The sequence below is a fragment of the Streptomyces sp. NPDC107528 genome, from assembly GCF_055639295.1.
The window spans coordinates 208,887-226,151 of the sequence record NZ_JBVKAV010000010.1 but is presented as its reverse complement, the minus strand read 5'-3'; the positions used below and the strand labels follow the sequence as shown (position 1 = coordinate 226,151).

Genomic DNA, 17,265 nt, shown 5'->3' with positions numbered 1-17,265 from the left:
AGGGTAGGCGGCCTATCGGGCCGGGCGCCGCCAGCCGCCTGCCTCACTGAGAGCACGGCAAGCGATGAGCAGGATACTGATGCCGGTGTAGTCCATGAACCTGACGCCGCGCATTTCGATCACGACGCGGGAAAGCTGCTTGTTCCCTCTCCGGGAAGGCTGTTCGCCGCGGATCGATGAGCCCGAGCTCCGGGTCGCCGGGGCGAGACCCGCGTAGGCGGCCAGGCGGCCGGCGGTCGGGAAGGTGCTGCCGTCGCCGACCTCGATCGGGATGCGTGCTCCGGTCCTGACGCCGACTGCCGGCGTCGACGTCAGGACCGTGGACCAGTTACTCATCGGCTGGACCGATCAGGGAGCTCAACACCGGCACCGAGAAGCCAGCTGTGGCCAGGCCGGCGAGTACGGCTGCCGCTGCTGGGGCCCCGGTCAGGACGGTAAGGCAGCCCGTCACCAGCCCGATAACGAGCCCGGCGAGCAGGACCACGGTGGTGTGCAGGGACAGAAACGGCGGCTCTGCGGAACCCCCATGGCTGGGGCCCTCCTGGGGTGGCGTCATCTGATTCGTGCCACCACGATCGACCTGCCGGGGCGCTGACCTGCACGAATGGAACAACCCCGATGCCTTCGGAACAGCCTCGTGCGACCGTCGACCGTTGGCGCCTGTGTTCCGTGGTGTTCACTGTTCCGCCCCGGAAAGACTCTACGCTGTCGTCACAGCGGATGAGGGCGGCATCATGTCGGACAAGGCCGGGAACAGCGACGGCAGTTACGACAGGGTGCTGCAGGAGCTGGGCGAAACCCTCACCGGTCTAATGAGGCAGCAAGGGACTCCGTCATACGACCGGATCCGCGCGCGTGGCGAGAAGCTTCTGGGTACATCGTCGGCCTGTCGAAAGCCTCCATGAGCGAGATCTTCGCCGGACGTCGCCGCCCCGCCTCCCTGGATTGGCTGCTGTGGCTGGTGCGCGCCCTGCTGTCATACGACGACGGCGAGGTGGCCGGCGAACGATCGCGGCTGATCTACGCAGTCCGCGAATACCGCGGGCGCAAGGACCAGCCGAAAGGTTTCGGCTCCCGAGACGTTCGTGCCCTGCTGATCCGCGCCCGGATCCAACTCGGTGGTCCGATCGTGCTTTCTGGGACAACGTCCGCATTCATCTGACCGCAGACCTGCGCGAGTTATTCGCCGCTGGTGGTGCGCGGTCGGCTGCGTGTTGTAGAACTTTTGCGTCACGGGGTGCTTCCTTCCGGGTGGTCGATGAACGTGGAGGCGCACGTGGTGCAGCGGCCGTCGCCGTCGGGGTGGGCGCGGCGGGGTGTCGGTCCCGGGCAGGTGCGGCAGGGCGGCCAGCCGAGGCAGGCCGGGCGCAGGTCCTCGCCGGGGGCGGTTACCGGGCCAAGGCGCATCGCGATATCGGACGCACGCGGCCTCACACGCGGACACCGGCTTGTCGCCGACGGCAACGGCCGCCTGAACCCAGCCGCAGGGCGAGGCTTCGCCCAGGCCGCCCGCCTCGCCGGAGACCTTCCCTACCAAGCACGCCGACGCACGGACCCTGGCTGGGAAGGACGCCACCACCGCGTCCTGGGCGATATCTGGTGGCTCCGGAGGGCCGGCCCGTGCAGCCGACGCCTACCTCGCCGTAGGCACGGAAGCCGAACAGCCTTCTACAACTCCCACCAGGCCGAGCAGGGCGGTGCGCCAGTCGCGTGCTCGCGCGAGGCCGAGCCGCTGCCGGCGGCCGTGCGATGAAATCGGCCCTGGCCCACCAGCTCCTCGCTCATCTCGACTTGCGTTCCTACGGTCAACACGGCCATCGCCGCCCTGATCCGCGAGGTCGGCACGTCCATGCTCGAAGACCGCGTCCGTGCTGTGCGTACCGAACTGACGTCGCCGGCCTCACCTTCGGGCCCCACTCTCGAGGTGGCCCACGCCTTCCACCCAGCCGTGCTCGACGCCCATGGCGCCGTCAGCGCCACCGTCTCCCGACTGTGCGAACAGACCTAAGGGCATGCAGAGAATCAACTTGCCTGTTCCGAGACTTGACCTCGCAGGTCAGCCCATCAAGCGCCCGCATGTTGCTCTTCTGCACGCCCTAACGGGCTCGTGCATGGTTGGCGCCACCGCTCATATCAGTCTCCGCCCGCCGACCTTTGGTCAACGAAGCAGGATCGGCGGGCCCCCGGAAGCAGGACGATCCGCCGAGCCTGAGCCGGCGGAACCAACCCTCAGGCTCCGGGAGCCTACATCTTCGAAAGAGGCCAGAGTGCCAGGGGCGGTCAGCTGGGCTCGGCTGGCCCAGGTCACGGTGGCGAGAGACACTGAAACTAGGCGCGAAGGGCCCGAGTCAGTTCGCTGGTCGGACCGCCTGGATTGCTTGGGGAGAGTGTCATGCCCGACTCCGCAGATAGCAACGCTTCCAGGGACATGGAAGGCCCTCAGGACCCGTTGGTCGAACGACTACGCCCGAACCCATCACGACCACCAGAGGTAGGTCTGACCGTGAGCGGGCTTCTCGGGGACAGCGATCGACCTGGCCACAGGCGCCTCTACCTCACGAAAGGCCTTGACTACTTCATCGAATTTGCCATCAGTGATGTTCTCGACAGCGCGCAGATTCCTTCGGCTAGGCCACCTTTCCGCGGTACCGAGTCAACTCGAGTCACGCTGAAGAAGGGTGCCCATATCAACTACACGCGTACGACATCTGTCCGCCCGCCAGATGAATTCGACCTGGATCTTCGCCGCAGGCGAGGGTCATCCATCAGCAGGCGTCAAAGCCGACGGCGAGCCTTGCGTCAGCCACAGCCTCTCGCAGCCGCGATTACGGGGTACGACGATCAGACTCGTCCGCTTGACTGGTGGACCAACCCCATCACGAATCTTGCCGAGGAGTGTTTCACAGACAGCTTCTTGACCTGTACCTGTGGGTCAATGACATGCACTTGCGATACTTATCCCGCCAATATCACGTGCGAGAGCACGTGCGCCGGCTGCCTCCCAGAAGAAGAGTACGACAATACGATTACCTGTATTGACACGGCGTGCGTCACAGACTACTGCTAACGGCGAATGGCGGAACGAGGAAGGTCGGCCATTTCTCGCACCGAGGGAGGCCAAGGTGCCGGAGGGAACCACCATTTTCAAGCAACCAGGGGCGACCTGGAGTGGAACTCTCGACGCAGCCCGGCGGAATGCTGCGCTCATCATCGCACGGGACGTTGCTATCCGAACGACTGACCGCGCACGTGTCACTCAGTCCATTTCGCTGGCCCGCCACCAATCTCGCCACCCCAACTCGATTCACTGGAACCCGATTGGACTTGCAGGAGGAGACGCCGGGATCGCAGTGATGTGCTCATACTTCGATCAATGCCTCCCTGGCGAGGGGTGGGACGCGGTCGGCCATGGGTTCCTCACCGAAGGGGCAGCCGCCCTGGAGAACAAGGGCTCCACTTACGCAGGGCTGTTCGCCGGACTCGGTGGCTTCGCCTTTGCACTGGAGTCCCTCAGTCGGAACGGCGCCCGCTACCAGCGCGTGCTCACAGCCGTCGACAACCTGCTGGCCCCGGGGGCGTCGGAACTCGCGGCGCGACTGGTCAGTGCCGAGGGCGGCCTGCCGGTTAGTGCCTTCGACGTCGTCTCGGGAGCCAGTGGCATAGCTGCGTACCTCTTGAGAAGGGATCCGTTCGGCGTGCTGCCGGACGTTCTCACCGCTTTGGTGCGCCTCACCGGATCTTCCCGAGGGGAGCCTCGCTGGGCCACTCCACCCGAACTCCTGCCCTCCGACTCCTCACGCCGGGTCTACCCGACAGGACAGCTCAACTGTGGGCTCGCGCACGGCATACCCGGGCCGCTCGCAGTGCTGTCCCTCGCCTTGCAGAGCGGCATTGAGGTCCCCGGTCAGCACCGAGCGGTGCGCATCCTCGCCCAATGGTTGATCTCGCATCGGATCGAGAACCCATGGGGGCGCGACTGGCCCGACGCCGTGCCGTTGACGCCTGCGGGGCAGTCGGTCCCGGGCCGATCGTCCGGCCAAACGCGAGGTGCCTGGTGCTACGGCACGCCGGGGGTAGCTCGTTCGCTCTGGCTGGCGGGCGAGGCCCTGGCCGACGACAGCATTAGGCACTCGGCGGCAGAAGCCATGGCCAGCGTCCTGCGACGCCCTGCCGCACTGCGGCACCTGACCTCACCCACTTTCTGCCACGGAGTTGCCGGACTGCTCCAGATCGTCCTGCGCTTCGCCCGCGACATGTCATCGGAGCCATTCGCGGACGCGTCGGTCGCGCTCGTCGACGAACTTCTGGCGGTATACGAGCCCCAACGGCTTTTCGGCTACGCCTCCATGGAGGCGACCAACGTCGCTGTCGACCGTGCCGGTCTCCTCGACGGTGCTGCTGGCGTTGCTATGACTCTTCTTGCTGCAGCCACCGGAATCGAACCGACTTGGGACAGGATGTTCCTCCTCTCATGACCCGTCCCCACCGCGCGGTACAGGCGCGCCAACACCACGGACCCGCCCTCTACGAGCCGCTCGGCTGGGCCGTACTAAGAGCCCCCCTTCTGCCGGCCGATAGCCGCAACGCAACTCACATGGCCGCGTCCGAGTTGTCGTTGCAGCCGGCCAACTCACTGCTGCGCCTCGCGATACGAGTGGCCAGTCCGGACCTAGCCGCGGCGCTGGAGCGGACCGGCCCGCACCATGGACAAGCTCCCCGGCTGCTCCGAAAACTCAGGCGCTATCTCATCCGGATGACCACCAGGCCGACGCCATTCGGCCTGTTCGCAGGAGTCAGCCTGGTCCGATGGGCTCCTTGTACGGACCTCGAGATCATCCCGGCCGCATCACGCACGGCCACCCGGGCCGACATGGGATGGCTGGACGCGCTGTCCGAGTCCCTCCGCGACGACCCGGCCATCGGTCCACACCTACTCCTGATGACCAGCCCAGCCGTGATGCTGCACGGCGGTCGCGCCATTCTCACGGAGGGACCAACGGCAGGAACATCTGTCTCCGCCACGGCTGCTGTACGTCTTGTATTGAGCGCAGGACGGGTGGCCACCTCGCGAAATGAACTGGCAAAGGCGATTCGCAGCATCCCCGCCGCCACTCATGACAAGGCCGTCCAGTTGGTCGACGACCTGTGGAGCCAGGGCTTCCTCATCTCCGAACTATGCCTGGCACCAACCTGCGGCGATCCAGTGACGCGGTTGTGCAGATCCCTCGAGACAGCCCCCTCTGACCGAGCACGTGCCGTCGCGCGGCAGTTGGCCCAGCTGGCCGCCGAGCTCGCCAACTGGGATGAACTCCCTCTCGATCAGAAAGCAGACCACCTACCTGACTTGCTCGTTTTGCTGACCGAGCTGCATTCCGCTGTGACCACTCCAGGGGGCGGCACAACGAAGGGCGGCGTCGATGGCGCCAGGGCCCGGAACAAGATCCTGCAAACCGACACCGCCGTCTCGCTCCGGTCTTCTGGATTGCACGCTTCAGTGGCCGCCGAAGCTGCCGAGGCGGCCGAGGTGTTACTCCGCCTAAGCCCCTTCCGTCAGGGAATGCCCTACTTGGCCGACTACCGCCGCGCCTTCGAAGGCCGATACGGGGCGCACCGCCAGGTTCCCCTACTGGAACTTCTCGACCCTGCAATCGGGCTTGGGCCGCCCTCCTTTCAACCCGCGGGCGAGCTCACAAGTGGTCCGCGCGAACGACTGCTCCTCGACCTTGCCATGGAAGCCAACCGAGAACGCCGCCTGGTTGTGGAACTGGACGACGAGCTTCTTTCCCGACTAGCCCCCTCTGCTCTCGACCTCGAGCGCGTCCCGCCTTCACTGGAGTTGTCCTTCTTCGTCGCCGCCACATCGTCGGATGCCATCGATAGAGGGGACTTCCAGGTCGTAGTTGGCCCCAACCTCGGGGCGTCGGCTGCTGGCCGCTGCCTGGGGCGGTTCGCCGGTCTCCTCGGTCCGCCCGCGGCGAAGGCACTAGAAGAGCTCGCGCGAATCGAGCAGGCACACGACCCCGACACGCTCATTGCCGAGATCGTCTACTCACCCGCCCCCCCGCGGTCCGCGAACGTCGCGTTGAGGCCCGCCGTTCGACGACACGAAATCCTTGTCGATGCCTGGCCCGGTGTACCGCCCGAGGGCGTGATACCGGTACGCGAGCTGGTCATCGGCTTGAGGAAGGGGCGCTTCGTGGTCAGCTGGCCGGACGGGGGAGCCGAGGTCGTCGGGTTCCAAGGGCACATGCTCAACACCCGGCGGGCATCAGCTGCCATCCGGTTTCTGGCCGACGTCGCCTCTGACCGCTGGTGCCAGTTCACTGGGTTTTCGTGGGGGCCAGCGGCGAGCCTGGCCTACCTCCCTAGAGTTCAGCGCCACCGGACCGTCCTGGCCCCCGCCCAGTGGCGTTTCAACTCCGTCGCCACCGACAGCGGCGCGTTCGACAACGACTTCCGACAGGCCATCTCGCGATGGCGGAGCACGTGGGATGTTCCCTCTCACGTGTACCTGACCGTCGCTGACAATCGGCTACTGCTCGACCTGGACGATCTACAGGACCTTCAGCTGCTCCGGGAAGAGCTCAAGTCAGAAACGTCCGGTAGGTCCTTGTTGCTCCAGGAAGCTTTGCCAGGACCGGAACACGCCTGGCTGCCTGGGACGGAGGGCGGCCACATGTGCGAGGTAGTGGCACCCCTCGTGCGGCGCGGCGACGAGCGCCCCAGCAGCGAATCCTCATCAATTCCCCAAGTGGTCGATCCGGTGACACGGTTGCGTCCGCCGGGCAGCGACTGGCTAAGTCTGAAGCTCTATTGCGATCCGCAGCTCGAAGCTGATCTGATCGGTGGCCCTCTGCGCGCGTTCGCCAACCAGGCCGCCTCGACTGGCCTCGCGGACGGATGGTTCTTCGTGCGCTACGCGGATCCGGAACGCCACGTACGCCTCCGCTTCCACGGCGATCCAGCCATGCTCGTGGGGCAGCTGATGGAGCAAACCTGTGTCTGGGCTAACGGACTGACGACCGACGGCTTCTGCAGAAAGTTCTCGTTCGAAACCTACGAGCGTGAGGTCGAGAGGTACGGAGGCGAATCTGGTATCGAGGCGGCAGAAGCGCTGTTCACGGCCGAAAGCCCAAGCGTCGCCGAGATGCTGTGGGCCCATACCGACGGGCGGCTCAGCACAGATCTTGTAGACCTGGCCGTGGTCAGCATCGACGACCTCCTGGCCTGCCTTGGCCTGTCCTCTCAGGAACGTGCGACTTTCTCCTACGGAGGACCCCCATCGTCACGCCAGGGCGGCTACGAGTACCGCGAGCGGCAACGCGCCTTGCGTCAGGCTCTGGGAGCCCCCCCTGTCGATGACGAAGTGTCCCGGCTGCTCAGCGCACGACGGTCAGCACTCCAGTCCGCCATCACCCAGCTCCTGGCGCTCCACCGCGACGGCAACCTGTGTCAGTCCCGGAAGGCGCTGTGCCAGAGCTTTGTACACATGCACGCGAACCGCCTCTTCGGGATAGACCGGTCGACAGAGGCCCTGACCTTGGAATTGCTCCGCCGTACCCGCGCCAGCCTCGTTCACGCTCCAGTCGCTCCCGCACAGCTGCGGTCCGAGGTCTAGCCAGCCGACGCCTGACACACTCAAACGAGGGCAGGCGGCCACTCGTACGCCGCTTCGCTGTGGGCGCGGCAGCCGCCTGACGCCTGCGGTTTGGTGGTCAGCTGAAGGCCGCAGCCACCGAGCAGCAGCCCGCACCAGAACGTTTCGTGCTCGTGACGCCGGCGGAAGGCGTCCAGCTCGATCGCCTCCAGCGGGAGTATCAGCGGCTCTCCTCCGAGTCCGCGCCGCCCAGGACCGCCGTCTGAATCTGCCGCCTGTCACCACGCACGAACCACCACCCTTCATCCCAACTCATCGTGCCACCGTCAGCGTTGAACTTGCAGGTGATCGTCGGTCACAAGCCGTGAGTCCGGCCCGGTCGGGCCGCGCGGGCGGCATCCATCGCGTCGACGGCGGTGGAGCCGACGGCCCGAGACGCCACGGGCCCCTCTTGTCTCGCAGACCGGGCGTCGCAGGGCCAGCACTTCCGCGAGCAGTAGACCGCGGGTCCCCCTGTCACTCAGCTGCTGCCGCACTCGGGGCACAGCAAGTCCCCGTACCGGCAAGCCCTCGAGTGGCCGACAGGTGACGCCGGGCAGACACTGTCCATGAGGGGGCACTTGTTCACGGTGTAGCCGGATGTGGCTGGCCTGAAACGGACGCAGCCTCGACGTCCCGCGGCCGCGGGACGCCCGAATGTGACCCGGCCCCAGTAGACGCTGCAGTGGAGCCGCGAACGCTGAGGACAGAGCCGGTCATCGGAGTTGCCACCTCGCTGAGAGGGTCAGGAGATCTGAAATCCTGCAGGAGGCGTGTGCAATGGGACTTTTTGAACTACAGATCAAACAGGTCGCATTCCTGGGCATACTGCAGGACAGGAGAAACGATCTGCCGCTTCCGGTCGCGGAGATGCCGAACCACCCCGGCCGCTGGCTCGAGCGAGTGACCTGTACTGCAGTCGAGATCAGGAGCATCAGCGAGGTCCCGCCGAACGCGAATATCGCGGACAGTGACCTGTCTCTCCGCGCGCTCGTTGAGATACACCACACGACCTAGGAGGCCGCTCGCCAAGCCGGAAGTCTCAAGGAGCCCGCGCCAGAGAAATCAGCTCTTCACCTGTGGTTTTCCTTCTCTGTCACACCTGGCAGGGTTGCCATACTCCCCACGGCTGCCGAGATCGACGGGACAGATCTTAGGCGATGACGCCCTCCACCTCGACCGTCTGCAGGCACTTCGCGTTGACCGGGACGGTGACGGACTTCCCGTCGAGCGTCGAGGCCCGCTCCCTGTAGGTGTCACCGGCACCGGTGTTCCAGCGGCGCACCACACCGTCGGGGCGGCCCGCGACCGCGGAGAAGCGGGACAGGTCGAAGGTGATGTTCCGAAGGGTGCTGCCCTTGTTGGCGACCACGATGACCAGCCTGCCGGTCTTCTCGTCCAGCGCCGCCACCGACAACGGATCGCCGGTGGCGAGCATCTTCATGCCGGGGCGGATGTGCCGGCTGAACTGCGCCATCAGGTAGTACTTGGCGCGGACCGAGCCGGGCTGCGCGGGTGTGTCGGGGATGGCGCCGTACCCCGTGCCCGGGATGTAGTCGAGAAGCCCCCAGTTCACGTTGTTGTCCATCGCCTGCCAGTAGATCCAGGCGGTCGGCCGGAGTTGACGCAGGTCGGCGAGGATGCCGAGGGCCATCGAGAAGCCCCCGCCGTCTCCGTTGCCGGTCTCGGACACCCACAGGCCCTTGCCGGACCGGGTGACGACCTCGTCGTACAACTGCGCGCGGGGCGGGTTGCCCGTCTCGTAGCCGTGGACGTTGACGCGGTCCACAAGGCCGCGGGTGGTCGGGGCGAAGGCGTTCCATGTGGTGAGGGCGGCCGAGACGCTGGTCTCGTCGGAAGCCGCGATCATGGTTTCGGTCAGACCGCGCTTGTCCAGTTCGCTGCGCAGATGCGGAAGGACCGCCCTCTGCACACCGTGGCTCATGTAGCAGCCCTCCTGCTTGTTCTGCGCGTACCAGTACTCGGCGGAGGGCTCGTTGAAGGGCTCCACGGAGACGAAGTCCACGCCCCACTGCGTCTTGGCACGCCAGGCGACGGTGGCCAGGTAGTAGGCATGGCTGCGGTAGTTCCAGGACTGGAGGTTGTCCTGGTGGACCTGTGCCGCCCCCGAGGGGTTGTGGTTCTTGCACATCCACCACATGGGGGACTTCGCGAACAGCTCGCTCTGCGCGCCGCGTTGGGTCGCCTTCACCAGCATGGCGCGCTGGTTGGCGTCGGCGTCCCAGTTCCAGGCGGCGGAGGCGGGGTCCTCGCTCGTCCAGTCCTGCCAGAACCCCTCGATGCGTTTCCAGGGCTGGATGTTGTCGGAGACGACCATCCGGTCGCCGCCGGCCGTCTGGTTCCAGCTGCTCGCGCCGGCGTTGTAGCGGGCGATGTTGAAGCCCAGCCCGGGCAGGGACTGGCCCTTGTACATCACCGAGTTCGTCGTGAAGAACATGTCGGCGAACACGTCCTGGTCGCCGAGGGCCCGTGCCCACCAGGACAGCGATGTCCCCCAGCCTTCCCAGACACCCCCGTCCGCCGCCGGATCGACGACGACTGTCGCGTCGGCGCGTGCCGTACCGGTCGCCAGCGTGCCGCCGATGACGCCCGCTCCGGTGGCGGCCAGCAGTGTTCTTCGTCCGATCATGTGGCTTCTCCGCTCGTTCGACAGCCTGGTCCCGTTCGGCTGTCGCGAAGCATCGGCTCCCGGTCCGGGGCACGTCCAGAGTTTCGACAAGCCTTCCTCAAACCATTGAAGGAAGCGAGGCGTGCGGGCGTCGGGTCGTGAGGGTGAACGGCCAGATGGGACACGCCCGTTCGTCGGGGAGGCGGTGTCCGCGCGCACCGAATCGCTCACTCACGGCGCGCACTCTGCGCGCCTTCACGAGCCTGCCGGAATCCGCCGACAGCCTTGTCAAGATGCCGGGGACCTGCGTCAACAGGCTGGCGGTCCGCCCCGCCTCAGGGCGAACCGGCGAGCCGGGACGGCTCCACCGCTCCCGCCCGGGCAGCGGTGTCTGTCCTGCCCGGACGAACATGCGTAGGTTCAGCCGGCGTCGGTTTCCTGTGCCGGTGAGCGGCTCTCAGCACGTGACAGGAGCCGACCTGGTGACGCCCCTTCGGACGCGCGCGACTCCCAGAACGGACTGTGCTGACACATGACTCACCACACCTTAAGTCGTGGCATGTCCACGACCCTCGTGCTCGCCGCGCTCACAGCCGGCCTGACCGTCACCGGTCTCCCCGGCACGGCCACCGCCGCACCCGGCCCCGGCCCCGCTCCCGCTCCCGCTCCCGCCGATCGAGCGATCGACCCCGACAGCCTCGATCTGGCCCGGTGGATGGGGCAGATCAGGGACGTCATCGGGGACCGGCCACTGAACAAGATCGTGATGCCGGGCAGTCACGACGCGGGCTCCTGGAGCATCACGGACAAGACCGGGGTCTGTGACACCGCGAGCCAGGCCGACATGGCCAGGGACCACCCGCAGATCGCCGCCACCGTCTCGGTCACGCAGAAGACACCCATCAAGGAACAGCTCGATGGCGGCTCGCGCTACCTCGACCTGCGGCTGTGCAAGCAGAACGGCAAGTGGTACACGTACCACGGCGGTCCGTTGGGCGGCCTGTTCTTCGACGATCCCGCCACCGGCCAGAAGGGCGAGATCAACGACATCGCCGCATGGATGCGCGACCACCCCGAGGAGATCGTCACGATCGAACTGCGCACCTCGGTGCCGCCGGACGCCGACCACTCGGCGGAGCGGGACACCGCCACCGAGGACCATCTGGAGGCCGTGCGGCTCCTAGGCGACACGATCGGCACCTCGCGGATGGCCGACCGGAACAAGCTCTCGCCCACGTCCACGTACAACCAGTTCCGGGCGGCGGGCGCGAGCGTCGTCCTGCTCGACACCAGGAACCGTACGGACTACCCGTGGATGTGGCCCGCCGGCTCCCGGATGGAGGGCCGCAACAGCTATGTCGAGAACCAGGACTGGGGCGCCCTCGTCAAGGAAAGGCTCACGAACCCCACCTCGTCGGACCCCGCTCTCGATCTGATCAGCCGTACCGCGCTGAGACGCAACCACGACGTGCTGACCAGCGACATAGGTGATGACTCCAAGCTCTTCGTGCTCTCCGGGAACGTCGACTCCACACTCGCCGTCCCCGACGCGACCATCAAGGTCGTCACCCACGGCATGGACTACAGGCCCGACGGTCTGCCGTACATGCTGTACCTGGCCCGCGAGCACAACATCAGGCTCCTGGAGAAGCTGGAAGGTGCCTGGCGCCCGTCCTTCATCGCCGAGAACACCAACGTCGTACAGCTCGACTGGATCGACATGGACGGCAGGCGCAGGGACGGCACTCCGATCGGCTCCGGCGACATCAACGCGGCGGTCATCGCCAACAACACCCCGACCACGGCACCCGGCACACTCGTCGGCACCGAGCGCCGAACCGACGGGAGTTGGAGCGACGCCCACGCTCTGCCCGGGGCGTACACGTCACCGGAGTTCGCGGGCGGCGAGCAGGCGGTGACCGCACTGCCCGATGGTTCGCTCCAGTACCTCGCCCACGGACTCGACAAGCGGATGTACCACAACGTCCGGGGCCCGAACGGGGTGTGGCAGGGCTGGCGGCGCCTCAACAGTGACGAGACGGACAAGAGGTTCACCGGCGGACCGCTCGCCCTGGCGGGCACTCCCGACGGCAAGACGCACGCGGTGGCCGTCGACAAGGACGGTGTCCTGCGGCACCAGGTGCGTCTGCCGGACGGTTCCTGGACGGGCTGGGCGGCGCCGGCCGGGAATGACGGCGGTGTCTTCAAGGCCAGGGACGTGGCCGTGACCGGAACCTCGGACAACTCTCTGATGGTGCTCGCCTACGACGGGAACGGCGCCATGCGGCTGACGGAACGCCGGGCCGACGGAGGCTGGGACGACGCCGGCTGGCGGCACGTGCCCGGGGTGGGCGGATCCGCTACCTTCGCCGGCAGCGACCTCTCGATCACCGCCCTGCCGAACCGCTCTCTCCAGATCGCGGCCATCGGCCAGGACGGCAAGGTCTGGCACACCACCCGGGACGACATGCTGCGCTACTCACCCTGGTCGAACCCGCAGTGGGCGCCGAACGACGCGATGCGCGCCACGGGCGTCGCGCTCACCGGCCTGCCGGACGGGTCGGCGCAGTTGCTCGCCGTCGGCATGGACGGCAACGCGTGGCACACGGTCCGCTCCGAGGACGGCACCTGGGCCGGTTTCGGCGCGGTCCGCGGCCCGTGGGGGCGTGCGCTGGGCGCCACCGGCGTGAAGATCGCCGGCCTGCCGGACGGGAGGACGTACAGCGTCGTCAACGCACGCTGACCACATGCCCACATGGCTGTCACTGACGGGCCGCGCTCGCAGAGCCTGTCGGACGGGCGGTGGTGCGACCGGCGCCGGGCGCCGGGGGGAACAGATCGTCCGGCAGCCGGTCACGAGCGTCATCACACCGGACGGCCTGTTGCGGGCGGGTCTGGAGATTTCCTTACGTTGTCGCAAGGCGCGCGTGCGCACCACGCGTCGGCGCGGCGGGTCCCCCCGGGCCCGCCGCGCCTTCGCTCACCGGTCCGTTCGGGACGCCGGGATGTCCGGGGCCATCAGCCCCACACGCTGGTGTAGTTGTACTGACGGTCGTAGCGGGGCGTCCACAGACTCGGGTACGGCTCGGCGATGTTGCCGCAGGTCCCCAGGCGGATCGCCTCCCGACGCCCTCCGTCCATCAGGCACTTGCCGCTGGCGGCCTCCACGATCTCCCAGTGCCCGTTGCCCTGGTCGACCCAGCGGAAGTGCTGGCCCGGCCCCTGGCAGTGGCCGATCACCATCGGGGTGCCGTCGGCCACCGAGGCGTTCTGTGCACCGACGCAGTACTTGCCGTAGACCCCGATCATGAACAGGCCCGGGGTGCCGGAGGGCTGGAAGTAGAAGCGCTGGTGCAACTTGCCCTTGCAGTCGTACCGCTGGACGACGGCGCCCGGACTCTGCGACTCGCCCCGCACGTCCATGCACTGCCACGAGTACGAGGCACGCATCTCGTAGATGGCGGCATTGGTGATCCAGCCGGTGTAGCGGACCGGCGGATCGGCCGCCACGGCCGCCTGGGGGGTCAGCAGGACGAGCAGCGCGGTGAATACCGCCGCCACTCCCCCGAAGCGCACACTTCGAGCCACAGTTCCTCCTTCTTTGCCCGGAATCCGACCGGCGCCGTGACCCGCCGCGATGATCTGATGTCTCGTCGTGACCGGCGCCGCGACGCCCGAACCTAGCGGGCGCTCCGGCGCCTCGTCTTACCGCCGGTTCAGGGGGGTTGTGTGGGCGCGGGGGGACGTGCCATGAGCGTGGGGTCGGGGCTGCACCGGGCCCGGTCGTTCATGGTCCTGGCGACGGGCCTGTACCGGCTCAGCCATCTGGTGGCCGGTGCCGTGGCCGTGGTCCAGCACCAGCGGGACAGTGCGGTGTCGTGGCTGGGGCTGGGAGTCGCCGTGACGAGCAGCCTGCTGGTGTTCGGCCGGGCGCGCACCCTTGGCTGGTTCGGCGCCTGGCCGCCCGGCGTCGACGCGGTACTGGTCGGCTGCGCCCTGCCGTTCGCGGTGCTGGCGGGCGGCATCGAGGGGCCGCAGGGTCTGTCCTGGGCGATGCTGCTCGGCGGCTCGGCCAGCGCGGTGTGCGCCGTCGCGTTCGTACCGGTCGCGGCCGTGGGGGCCGCCGTGGCCGCGTTGACGGCCACCCATGCCGTCGGTTACGCGCTGGCCGGTGCCGATGTGGCGGTGCTCGCCGCGCACCTCAACGCCCTGGTGTGGTCGGCGGTGCTGGCGCGGGTCTTCTGGTGGTACCTGCGCCGCCAGGGCCAGTTGCTCGACACGGCGACCGCCCAGGCACTCAGCGCGGAGGCGGAACGCGCCCGGTACGCCGAGCGGATCGCCCACCACCGGGACCTGCACGACACCGTCCTCGCGACCCTCACCGCCATCGCGAGCGGCCGGGCCGACGCGGACGCGCTGCCCGTGCGGGAGCGCTGTGCGCGGGAGGCGGCGTACCTGCGACGGCTCGTGCAGCGGCACGCCTCGGAGGACGACGCCCCCGGGGTCGCGGCGGCGCTGGAGCGAGCGGTCCGTTCGGCGGAGAGCCTGGGCCTGCGGGTGACGGCCCAGTACCAGAACCTTCAGGACATACCCGGACCCGCCGCCGCGGCGCTGGCCAGTGCGCTGACGGAGGCGCTGAACAACGTGCTGCGGCACGCCGGTACACGCCGGGCCTGGGTCACGGTCAGCGGCCACCCGGGCGGGCTCTCGGTGTCCGTCGTCGACCGCGGACCGGGCTTCGACCCGCTGAGCGTCCCCGCGGACCGCGGCCTCGCCTCCTCGGTCCGCGCCCGGATGCGTGAGGCCGGGGGCGCCGTCGAGGTGGACAGCGCGCCCGGCGAGGGCACGCGCATCGCCCTGCGGTGGCCCGCGTGATCACCGTGGCCGTCGTCGACGACGACCGGATGCTGCTCGACGGACTGCGGGCCTGGCTGGACAAGGTGACGGGGATACGCCTGGCCGAAACCGCCTGCACGGTGGACGGCCTGTTCGCCGCGGCGGCCGCACATTCCAGTGCGGCAGCGGCGGCCGCGCAGACCGGTGCGGCAGCGGCAGCCGCGCAGACCGGTACGGCAGCGGCCGAGGCCGGAACCGCACCCGCCGATTCCTCCGTCGGCCGACGGGTGTTGCCCTACGACGTCGTTCTGCTGGACCTGCTGCTCGGCGACGGGTCGCGGCCCGAGCGGAACATCGGCCGGCTGCTGTCGGCCGGCACGCGGGTGCTGATCATCAGCAACGCCCCGGACCGCCGACGCATAGTCGACGCGGTCGCGGCCGGTGCGGACGGCTACCTCACCAAGGACCACGACCTGCCGGACCTGGTGTCGGCCATCCGGGAGGTCGCCGCGGGCGGCACGGCGCACTCGGCCGAACTCGCCTTCTCCTGGGTGCACGACGACGGTCCCGCGCGACCGAACCTGTCCCCCAAGGAGCGCCAGGTGCTGCTGGAGTACGCCTCCGGGCTCACCCTCAAGGCCACGGCCCGCCGCACGGGCGTCAGCCCGCACACCGCCAAGTACTACCTGGACCGCGTCAAGGAGAAGTACCAGCAGGCCGGCCGGCCGACATACACGAAGATCGACCTGGCGGCGCGGGTGCGTGAGGACGGGTGGGCGGCGGGCACGTGACGACATCAGGCCGTGAGATCGGGATCGAAGTGTTCATGATGGGTGCGCGGTTGCCGTCCCTCCCCACCTCGGACTGACACATCGTCAGCTACGGGGTGAGCAGCGCTCATTCTGGCTTGAACCGGTCCCTGCCGCGCCCGTGGGCGGCCCTTCGTCGTCGCCGTCAACGGGTCCCACGGGGAGCACCCTTACCCGGTCGAGGCCGTGCGGGAGTCCCTCGCCCTGCCGGACGAAGTGCCCGTCCTGCTGTGCGACGCCCGCGAACGCGGATCGTGCCGGGACGTGCTCATCGTGCTCGTCGACCGGCTGATCGACACGGCACAGACACAACTCGCCGCAGACACAACGTTCATGGCCGGTGAGCACTAGCCTCGCCGCCTCTGGCACATGTGATCCGCGCACACGTACGTTCGCACAGACCCGGATCGCGGCCATGACAGGCCGTTGTCCGTGACAGCGCCACCCGGACGGTTGTCGGACATTGCGGCGGCACCGACGAACCATGTGCGTCCCACGGCCGGGGACAGGGCCGTCCAACCGGCCTCCTCGGAGAGTTCGCCTCCGCATCGTGTCGCGCTTCGTACCGCTTCCGGCCATCAGAGAGAGACCCGCCATGAGTTCCGGCGACCCGAACCACAACCCCTACGCGCAGACGCCGTCTCAGGAACCGGCCTCTCATGGCTACGGCTACGGCTACGGCTACCCGAACCAGAACCCCTACGGCACGGCGCCGTCCCAACCACATGCCGCTCAGGGATACGGCGCCCCAGAGAATCCGCAGGGCTACGGCGCCCCTGACCCCCAGGCCTTCGGCGCAGCGCTGCCCTCGCAGAACTACGGCGTCCCGCAGCAAAGTTACGCGCAGCCCACGCCGATCGCCGCCCACCGGGCACATGTCTCCGTTGCCCCGGCGATGCCGGGTCTGATGATGACCGCACGCGTCCTGCTCTACATCGTGTCCGCCGTGCAGATCATCATCGGCGGCCTCGCCGTCATCGGCGCCCTGGTGTTCAGCAAGGTGTCCGACGCGGGCGAGGCCAAGTTCGGAGACAACCCCTTCTCCGACCTCGGGAACATGGGTGCCGGCCTGATGATCGGCGTCGCGCTGTTCCTCTTCCTCCTCGCGGCGCTGTCGATCGTTCTCGGGGTGAAGTTCTCGCGCGGCGGTCAGAGCGTCCGCGTCATCACGGCCGTCTACGGTGTGCTGGGCGCCGTCGTCGGCATCGTGCTCCTGATCAACTCGGACGGCGGGGGCGGTGCCATCGTGATGTCCCTGCTCTGGGTCGTCTTCGGCGGCATCATGGCGGCAGCGATGACCGTCCCGTCCGGCACGGCCTGGTTCAACCGCCCGCGTTCCTGACGTCGTCGACTCC

9 protein-coding genes and 3 pseudogenes are annotated in these 17,265 nt (G+C 67.9%); 9 read left to right on the top strand and 3 right to left on the bottom strand.

The window, feature by feature from the left end:
* Window positions 1–12: 12 nt before the first annotated feature.
* Window positions 13–318: pseudogene (locus ACZ7L5_RS30350) on the bottom strand (transposase); the annotation flags it as partial.
* Between the two features lie 682 nt (window positions 319–1,000).
* Between ACZ7L5_RS30350 and ACZ7L5_RS30345 the strand changes: the two are divergent.
* The 4 genes and pseudogenes from ACZ7L5_RS30345 to ACZ7L5_RS30330 form a co-directional block, all read left to right on the top strand.
* Window positions 1,001–1,191 (top strand): annotated as a pseudogene (locus tag ACZ7L5_RS30345) (IS630 family transposase); the annotation flags it as partial.
* A 1,931-nt stretch (window positions 1,192–3,122) separates the two neighbouring features.
* A complete protein-coding gene (locus ACZ7L5_RS30340) occupies window positions 3,123–4,475 on the top strand; it encodes a lanthionine synthetase C family protein (protein WP_471520545.1) in 1,353 nt (450 codons plus the stop codon).
* A 119-nt stretch (window positions 4,476–4,594) separates the two neighbouring features.
* Window positions 4,595–7,618: a lantibiotic dehydratase gene (locus tag ACZ7L5_RS30335; RefSeq protein ID WP_471520543.1), complete on the top strand. Its 3,024-nt coding sequence runs from the start codon at window positions 4,595–4,597 to the stop codon at window positions 7,616–7,618.
* Window positions 7,619–8,416: 798 nt separating this feature from the next.
* On the top strand, window positions 8,417–8,653 hold the full coding sequence (locus tag ACZ7L5_RS30330) for a hypothetical protein (RefSeq protein ID WP_471520541.1): 237 nt from the start codon (window positions 8,417–8,419) through the stop codon (window positions 8,651–8,653).
* 136 nt (window positions 8,654–8,789) lie between these two features.
* Here ACZ7L5_RS30330 and ACZ7L5_RS30325 read toward each other — a convergent pair whose 3' ends face one another.
* Window positions 8,790–10,286, bottom strand: coding sequence for a glycoside hydrolase (locus ACZ7L5_RS30325; protein WP_471520539.1), 1,497 nt, complete (start codon window positions 10,284–10,286; stop codon window positions 8,790–8,792).
* Window positions 10,287–10,824: 538 nt separating this feature from the next.
* On the opposite strand from ACZ7L5_RS30325, the gene ACZ7L5_RS30320 reads away from it, so the two are divergent.
* Window positions 10,825–13,008 carry a hypothetical protein gene (locus ACZ7L5_RS30320; RefSeq protein ID WP_471520537.1) on the top strand — a complete coding sequence of 728 codons (2,184 nt, stop codon included), beginning with the start codon at window positions 10,825–10,827 and terminating at the stop codon, window positions 13,006–13,008.
* 275 nt (window positions 13,009–13,283) lie between these two features.
* Here ACZ7L5_RS30320 and ACZ7L5_RS30315 read toward each other — a convergent pair whose 3' ends face one another.
* Window positions 13,284–13,853, bottom strand: coding sequence for an RICIN domain-containing protein (locus ACZ7L5_RS30315; RefSeq protein WP_471520536.1), 570 nt, complete (start codon window positions 13,851–13,853; stop codon window positions 13,284–13,286).
* A 162-nt stretch (window positions 13,854–14,015) separates the two neighbouring features.
* Here ACZ7L5_RS30315 and ACZ7L5_RS30310 point away from each other — a divergent pair, with 162 nt between their 5' ends.
* The 4 genes and pseudogenes from ACZ7L5_RS30310 to ACZ7L5_RS30295 all read left to right on the top strand — a co-directional run bounded on the left by ACZ7L5_RS30310 (window position 14,016) and on the right by ACZ7L5_RS30295 (window position 17,252).
* The gene (locus ACZ7L5_RS30310) at window positions 14,016–15,140 is read left to right on the top strand and encodes a sensor histidine kinase (RefSeq protein WP_471520535.1); all 1,125 of its coding nucleotides are present in this window, start codon (window positions 14,016–14,018) and stop codon (window positions 15,138–15,140) included.
* On the top strand, window positions 15,137–15,892 hold the full coding sequence (locus ACZ7L5_RS30305; RefSeq protein ID WP_471520534.1) for a LuxR C-terminal-related transcriptional regulator: 756 nt from the start codon (window positions 15,137–15,139) through the stop codon (window positions 15,890–15,892). Before ACZ7L5_RS30310 ends, ACZ7L5_RS30305 begins: the two co-directional genes overlap by 4 nt.
* 138 nt (window positions 15,893–16,030) lie before the next feature.
* Window positions 16,031–16,261 (top strand): annotated as a pseudogene (locus ACZ7L5_RS30300) (hypothetical protein); the annotation flags it as partial.
* A 244-nt stretch (window positions 16,262–16,505) separates the two neighbouring features.
* The gene (locus ACZ7L5_RS30295; protein WP_471520533.1) at window positions 16,506–17,252 is read left to right on the top strand and encodes a hypothetical protein; all 747 of its coding nucleotides are present in this window, start codon (window positions 16,506–16,508) and stop codon (window positions 17,250–17,252) included.
* Window positions 17,253–17,265 lie beyond the last annotated feature (13 nt).

Excerpts from the sequence above, each read along its gene's own strand:
- ACZ7L5_RS30335 (WP_471520543.1), top strand. The coding sequence starts at position 4,595 with ATGGCCGCGTCCGAGTTGTCGTTGCAGCCGGCCAACTCACTGCTGCGC.
- ACZ7L5_RS30330 (WP_471520541.1), top strand. The coding sequence starts at position 8,417 with ATGGGACTTTTTGAACTACAGATCAAACAGGTCGCATTCCTGGGCATA.
- ACZ7L5_RS30325 (WP_471520539.1), bottom strand. The coding sequence starts at position 10,286 with ATGATCGGACGAAGAACACTGCTGGCCGCCACCGGAGCGGGCGTCATC.
- ACZ7L5_RS30320 (WP_471520537.1), top strand. The coding sequence starts at position 10,825 with ATGTCCACGACCCTCGTGCTCGCCGCGCTCACAGCCGGCCTGACCGTC.
- ACZ7L5_RS30310 (WP_471520535.1), top strand. The coding sequence starts at position 14,016 with ATGAGCGTGGGGTCGGGGCTGCACCGGGCCCGGTCGTTCATGGTCCTG.
- ACZ7L5_RS30295 (WP_471520533.1), top strand. The coding sequence starts at position 16,506 with ATGAGTTCCGGCGACCCGAACCACAACCCCTACGCGCAGACGCCGTCT.